Raw genomic sequence first — 5,815 nt, 5'->3', positions numbered from 1 at the left:
CAATCACCGGAGCCTTTTTCTCCCGGTGATTTCGACAAGCTCAATCACCGGAGCCTTTTTCTCCCGGTGATTTCGACAAGCTCAATCACCGGAGCCTTTATCCCCCGGTGATTTCAGCAAGCTCAATCACCGGAGCCTTTATCCCCCGGTGATTTCAGCAAGCTCAATCACCGGAGCCTTTTTCTCCCGGTGATTTCGACAAGCTCAATCACCGGAGTATGCCGAAGCCACCGCAATTCTTCCTACTTCATATTCACAAACTGAAAAGGTAAATCATATTCACCTTTACGAACCAGTGCAATTACCTGCTGAAGATCGTCGATCTTCTTGGCGGTTACACGCACCATATCATCCATTTGCTGCGCCTGCACTTTCAGTTTTGAATCTTTGATGTCTTTAATGAGTTTGCGGGAAGTGTCTTTATCTACACCCTGCCGTACAGTTACTTCTTTGCGTATCATGCTGCCCGATGCGGCGTGTTCCTTGCCTTCGTCGAGGCTGCGCGGATCGAGCTGCTGTTTGATCATGCGCATGCGGATCACATCAATAATGGCTTCAAGGCGCATTTCGTCTTCGGTAAGAATGGTAAGCACCAGATTCTTCTTGTCGAGATCAATGGTACTTTTTGTGCCTTTGAAATCGAAACGGCCGATGATTTCCTTACGTGCGCTGTTGATGGCGTTATCAAGTGTTTGCGCATCTATTTTACTTACAATGTCGAAACTGGGCATGGTGCGTGCGTTTGATTGGAGCAAAAATAGCATAACGCCCCGTGCGAAGGGCACAGGGCGTTGTAAATTCTTCGGAAAGCAGAATCGTTATTCTTTCATCGCATCGCGGATCATCTGATCGAGCGACGATTTTTCGAGCAGGCCGGTCTGGCGCCAGAGCTGTTTGCCGTTTTTGTAAAACACAAGCGTAGGCAATGCAGTAATGCGCAGCGAATCGCAAATGTCGGTGTCGCGGTCGGCATCCACTTTCAGCAGGGTAAAGCCGTTATTCATTTCCTTCTGCACCTCGTCGATGCGCGGAGCCAGAATGCGGCAGGGACCACACCAGCCGGCCGCAAAGTCAACTAATGTGTAGCGGTCTTTGCGTACTTCTTCGAGGTAAACAGTTTTAGAGAAAGGCTTGTCAACCACCACCGGATTGCCTTTTCCGTCGGTAGCCGGCGGAGCCGCAGGTGTGTTAGTCACAGACACCGGGAAGTTGGCGCTGTTCCAGGCATCAAATCCGCCCTGTAATTCAACCACATTGGTAAATCCTTTCGAACGCATGCTGGCAGCGGCTTTGGCACTGCGGCCGCCTACTTTGCAATACACATAAACCGGCCGCGATTTATCGAGTTGAGAAATCGCATTGTCAAACGCATCGCCGTAGAAGTTGATGTTTACTGCACCTTCAATATGTCCTGCAGCATATTCTTCAGGTGTGCGCACATCAATCAGCTGTTCGTTATCGAGCTTGGCAAGCTGTTGTGAAAATTGCGGAGCGGGAAGTGCGCCCTGAGGCTGCTGGCATTGTATCAGAAGAATGACAGCGAATGCAGCCGCCAGAATAAACGGTAATTTTTTCATGTGGTAAAGATAAGGAAAGCCATTAAGTGTGCGAACGGATAAGCTGTTCGAGCTCAGCTGCGCCCATTACGCCGCTGTGCCGCCAAACCACCTTGCCATTTTGAAACAGCAGGAGCGTGGGCACAGCACGCACACCATATATAGAAGCAGCCTGCGGATTATTATCCACATCCACTTTCAGAATATGCGCCGTATCGCCCACACGTTCGGCCAGTTGTTCCAGAATTGGCGCCTGTGCTTTGCACGGACCGCACCAGGTGGCGAAAAAATCAACCAGTACGGGTTTTCCCGAATTGATCAGTTCCTGAAAGCGCGACATTATTTTCCGAGTTGAGATCTGAGCGACGACCAGCCGCCGCCGTTATATACATTGGTAAAGCCTTTGCTGCTCATTACACGGTGTGCACTGCCACTGCGCATGCCGGAAGCACAGCAGAGTACAATAGGCTCTTTACCCTTGAGCTTTCCCAGATTTTTTTCCAGCTGATCAAGCGGAATATTGATAGAGCCTTTAATATGTCCGCCTTTGTATTCGCCCGGTGTGCGCACGTCCACAATGGTCAGTTTCGGATTTGTAAGTACTTCTTCGGGAATTCCCCCTCCGTTGCCAAACAGGTTTTTAAGTATGCCTAACATAGTTGTTGAGTTTAGTGAAGCAAAGGTGTAATACAGTTTTCAGCTGTTCAGTAACTCAGGTTACACAGTATCGGGATTTTTGCCGGTAAGCTTAATTCTGTTGCGGCCAAGTTCCACCACACCGCTTTTTTCGAGTTGCTTGAGTGTGCGTGAGATCACTTCACGTGCCGAGCCAAGTTCATCAGCCAGTTGCTGGTGGGTGATGCGTATTTCGCCGCCTTTGTTGTATTCGTGGCGGCGCAGCAAGTTGATAAGCCTTACGGCCATGGGCTGCGTGGTTAGTTCCTGCAGCTGTTGCAGTAAATCTTCAAAGCGTTTGTTGTAAAGCATGAAGATGAAATCGGTAAACTGCGGAAACTGCTGCGCAAGTTCTCGCGCCTTTTCAATGGGCACCAGCAACACTTCCGATTCTTCATCGGCTGTGGTGGTAACCATACTCATGCCGCCCAATCCGCCCGAAAACATGGTTACACAACTCTCTCCCGGCATGATATGATACAGAAACCGGTCGCGTCCTTCTTCATCGCGCTGCGTTACTTTAATACGTCCGCTAAGTACAATCGGAATACTGCGTATGTAGCTGCCTGTGCCGGTAAGTGTTTCGCCGTGTTTAAACACACGCGATGTGCCCAGCTTACGCAATTCATCAGCCAGTTGCTGATCGGCAGAAAATAACGAATAGGCTTTGGTGTACATGTTCATTACATATTATGCACTTTACGCCACACGGCAAAGGCAATAAATTTGAACACCCTGCCGGTATCTGTATCCCCCTGCGGACTAAACAGCTGGTCGTATTCTTTAAGCAGGCGTTCTTTATTGAAAATTCCGTCGAAATTCTGTTCAAAATAGGGTCTGAATTCGTTTCGGAGTTGAGTTATCCATTTATTGTTTGGCGTCACATAGCCCATTTTATCGCGTCGCGTGCGTATAGCCTCGGGCAGCCAGGGGGCGGCGGCTTCGCGCAGCAGGGCTTTGGTGTAGCCCTGGTGTATTTTCATGCTGCCGGGCAGCGCAAACACGGTTTCAATAAGCAAATGATCGTCGGCAAAAGGCGTGCGCGATTCAACCGAATGCCACATGGAGCAGCGGTCTTCGCATTTGAGGTATCCTTTCAGCCGCGTGTTTACAAACTCGCCGCGCAGCATTTCGTTAAGCGTTTGCGGCGTACGCGTATTGCGGCGCCGCACATAGCTGTCAATCAGTTCCGGATTGAGGTAGCTGAATTCGGGGTATGCGCGCAGCATGAGTTTTTTGCGTAGTGCGGCCGGGAGTGCGGGAAAGGTGCGTTGTTTCAGCTGTTCGCGCAGCATGAATTTCAGCGCGGGGCCGTCAAATGCGTTCATTTCACTGCGCAGCGTGCCCCATTCGCCATTACCCAGCAGTTCGCGCCAGAATGCACGGAAGTAAGGATGATAGCCGGCAAACAATTCGTCGCCGCCCTGCCCGTCGAGCAGTACACGTATGCCGTTTTGCGCTGCCAGTTTCATCACACGATGCTGCGCATAGGTGCTGGTGCTCCAGATGGGCACATCCTGGCTGTAAATGAGTTCTTCCAGATCGGCCAGTAATTCCTGCGGCTGGGGCTGCACGGTGTGCCATTCGGCCTGTGTGCGCGCCACTACTTCCTGCGCCCAGCGGCGTTCGTCGATGCGTGCATCATCAAACACAGCTGTAAACAGTTTCATGCGTTCGCCCACATTTACATTGCCGTGGTTGCGCACCACATCGGCCATAATGCCCGCAATAGCCGAACTGTCGATACCGCCGCTCAGACAGGCGCCCACGGGCACATCGGCGCGCATGCGCAGGCGTATGGCTTCATACAAACGCTCGCGCACCAGTTCCACATGCGCCGCAAAGCGTTCGGGCGCAGGGTTGACAAACCGCTGGTTAATGGTGAGGCTGTACCAGGCCCATTGCTTTACTTCATTGCTTTGCAAATTAATGCTGAGCGCACAGCCCGGAAAAAGTTCAAGAATATTGGCAAAAAAGCTTTCAGGCTGGTATTCAATTTCGCTGCCGGCAAAATAATCGGCAACTGCTTCCATGTGAAGCGCCGTTTTTACAAACGGATTTTTGCGCAGTGCTTTCTGCTCGGAAGCAAAGCAAAACACCTCCGCATCGTGGTAATAGTAAAACGGCTTTACGCCAAAGCGGTCGCGCGCGGCAAAGAGTTGGTGTGTTGCACGGTTCCAAAGCACAAAGGCAAACATACCGTTGAAACGTGTCAGGCAGTTTTCGCCCCAGGCGCGGTAGGCTTCGAGCACCACTTCAGTGTCGGTATGCGTATGAAAGTGTACGCCGTTGCTTTCGAGTTCGGCGCGGAGTTCAATGTAGTTGTAGAGTTCGCCGTTGTAGGTAATCCACAACTGTTTGTCGGCCGTACAAAGCGGCTGATGCCCGGCAGCGCTGATGTCGATAATGGCAAGCCGTCGATGCCCGAACACAAAGCGCGGCGATGAGTGAAAGGCAGCAATGTTTTGGTGCGGACTGTGGGGGTGGGGCATGTTGCACAAGGCCTGTGGTGTATGAAGGCCGCTGAGTGCCGTGGTATTACCGTGTTCATCAACCGCCAGAAATCCTTCGCCATCTGGCCCGCGGTGAGCAATGGCGGTATTCATGGCCTGCGCTGCTTCGGTAAGATGCAGTGGGCGTGAAGAAAGATTAACAATGCCTGTAATGCCGCACATAGGTGTGTGCGTAAAGGTAGGGAATAAGTGTTTTGGGGGATTACTAAATGAGTTTTACTCTGACAGTGCGATGAGTTAATGTAGTCTGTCGGTGGCGGAGTACCTGTAATTCTTGCGAGGATCGAAGCCACCGGATGCATAACTATATGGTGATTTCGACAAGCTCAATCACCGGAACTTGTTGCTTCCGGCGGCTAAGTTCATCGAAGCCACCGGATGCATAACTATATGGTGATTTCGACAAGCTCAATCACCGGAACCTGTTGCTTCCGGAGGCTGAGTTCATCGAAGCCACCGGATGCATAACTATATGGTGATTTCGACAAGCTCAATCACCGGAACCTGTTGCTTCCGGAGGCTAAGTTCATCGAAGCCACCGGATTTAATGTCTCCTCGATAACTCTGGTAACAAACCAAAGTCTCCATTAATTAATGCTTCTTTTTTCTCACGTCTCCATCCCTGCACCTGTTTCTCACGGTAAAATGCCACATCAATTCTGTCATATTCTTCGAAGTAAACTAGTTCTACAGGCAGTCTTTTTTTTGTGTGTTTGGCGCCTTCACCACGCTGATGTTGCTGCAAGCGTAATTCGAGATTAGTTGTGCTGCCAACGTAGTAGGAACCGTCTGAACACTTCAATATGTACATATAACCTTTCATTTATTTTAATTTTGTATTAAATAAAAATACAAAAAAGTGTCAATTATCTTCAAAGTGCTGTAATTATCAAAGTTCCCCGGTGATTTCGACAAGCTCAATCACCGGAACCTGTTGCTTCCGGCGGCTGAGTTCATCGAAGCCACCGGATGCATAACTGCCCGGTGATTTCGACAAGCTCAATCACCGGAACTTGTTGCTTCCGGCGGCTGAGTTCATCGAAGCCACCGGATGCATAACTATATGGTGAT

General features: G+C 50.3%; 7 protein-coding genes. All 7 read right to left on the bottom strand.

Features of this window, described 5'->3' with window-relative positions; genetic code table 11:
• Nucleotides 1–242: 242 nt before the first annotated feature.
• The 7 genes from IM638_20385 to IM638_20355 all read right to left on the bottom strand — a co-directional run bounded on the left by IM638_20385 (nt 243) and on the right by IM638_20355 (nt 5,567).
• Nucleotides 243–731: a YajQ family cyclic di-GMP-binding protein gene (locus IM638_20385; GenBank protein ID MCA6365401.1), complete on the bottom strand. Its 489-nt coding sequence runs from the start codon at nt 729–731 to the stop codon at nt 243–245.
• An 87-nt stretch (nt 732–818) separates the two neighbouring features.
• A complete protein-coding gene (locus tag IM638_20380; protein MCA6365400.1) occupies nt 819–1,577 on the bottom strand; it encodes a hypothetical protein in 759 nt (252 codons plus the stop codon).
• 22 nt (nt 1,578–1,599) lie between these two features.
• Nucleotides 1,600–1,896: a thioredoxin gene (trxA, locus tag IM638_20375; GenBank protein MCA6365399.1), complete on the bottom strand. Its 297-nt coding sequence runs from the start codon at nt 1,894–1,896 to the stop codon at nt 1,600–1,602.
• A complete protein-coding gene (locus IM638_20370; protein ID MCA6365398.1) occupies nt 1,896–2,213 on the bottom strand; it encodes a rhodanese-like domain-containing protein in 318 nt (105 codons plus the stop codon). The genes trxA and IM638_20370 overlap by 1 nt, the downstream gene beginning before the upstream one ends.
• Before the next feature lie 60 nt (nt 2,214–2,273).
• Nucleotides 2,274–2,909: a Crp/Fnr family transcriptional regulator gene (locus tag IM638_20365; GenBank protein MCA6365397.1), complete on the bottom strand. Its 636-nt coding sequence runs from the start codon at nt 2,907–2,909 to the stop codon at nt 2,274–2,276.
• A 5-nt stretch (nt 2,910–2,914) separates the two neighbouring features.
• Nucleotides 2,915–4,906 (bottom strand): asparagine synthase (glutamine-hydrolyzing), encoded by a 1,992-nt coding sequence (asnB, locus tag IM638_20360; protein ID MCA6365396.1) that lies wholly within the window; start codon nt 4,904–4,906, stop codon nt 2,915–2,917.
• Between the two features lie 382 nt (nt 4,907–5,288).
• A complete protein-coding gene (locus tag IM638_20355; protein MCA6365395.1) occupies nt 5,289–5,567 on the bottom strand; it encodes a GIY-YIG nuclease family protein in 279 nt (92 codons plus the stop codon).
• Nucleotides 5,568–5,815 lie beyond the last annotated feature (248 nt).

This window comes from Bacteroidota bacterium (assembly GCA_020402865.1).
Lineage (GTDB): Bacteria > Bacteroidota > Bacteroidia > Palsa-965 > Palsa-965.
The sequence above is the reverse complement of the archived record's forward strand: the minus strand, read 5'-3'. Positions and strand labels throughout refer to the sequence as shown.